Source organism: Bacillus sp. SIMBA_074 (genome assembly GCF_046534555.1).
In the GTDB taxonomy this organism is placed as follows: Bacteria; Bacillota; Bacilli; order Bacillales; family Bacillaceae_G; genus Bacillus_A; species Bacillus_A mycoides.
The window spans coordinates 1-321 of the sequence record NZ_JAWRYM010000264.1 but is presented as its reverse complement, the minus strand read 5'-3'; the positions used below and the strand labels follow the sequence as shown (position 1 = coordinate 321).

The 321-nt window shown below is 41.4% G+C and carries 1 protein-coding gene; it reads left to right on the top strand.

Annotation, left to right across the window (positions count from 1 at the left end):
* Positions 1-13 precede the first annotated feature (13 nt).
* Positions 14-321: right-handed parallel beta-helix repeat-containing protein (locus SB773_RS30785; RefSeq protein ID WP_410594029.1), on the top strand; the 308-nt coding region annotated here is incomplete at its 3' end.

Sequence of the window (321 nt, the reverse complement as noted above, 5' to 3'; positions counted from 1 at the left end):
AGCAGCAAGCACTTTGCAATCTAAAATTGATGAAGCTCCCAACGGTGCCACGATTAAAATAGAGGATGGAGAGTATGAGGAAACAGTGGTAATATCCAAGCCATTAACCCTTGAAGGAACGGGTAAAGTCCTTCTTCGCTCTTGTGAGGCTGAGCCGGTAGTTACCATTCGCAATAAGGGTGTTACTCTAAAAAATATCAAAGTGGAACACTGTGGGGATGAAAAAGAAGACACAGCTATTTATGTTACTGGTTCTAATCATATTCTGGAAGGACTTAATATTGAGGCTAAGCACTTCGGCATTAGACTTGAAAATGCGAC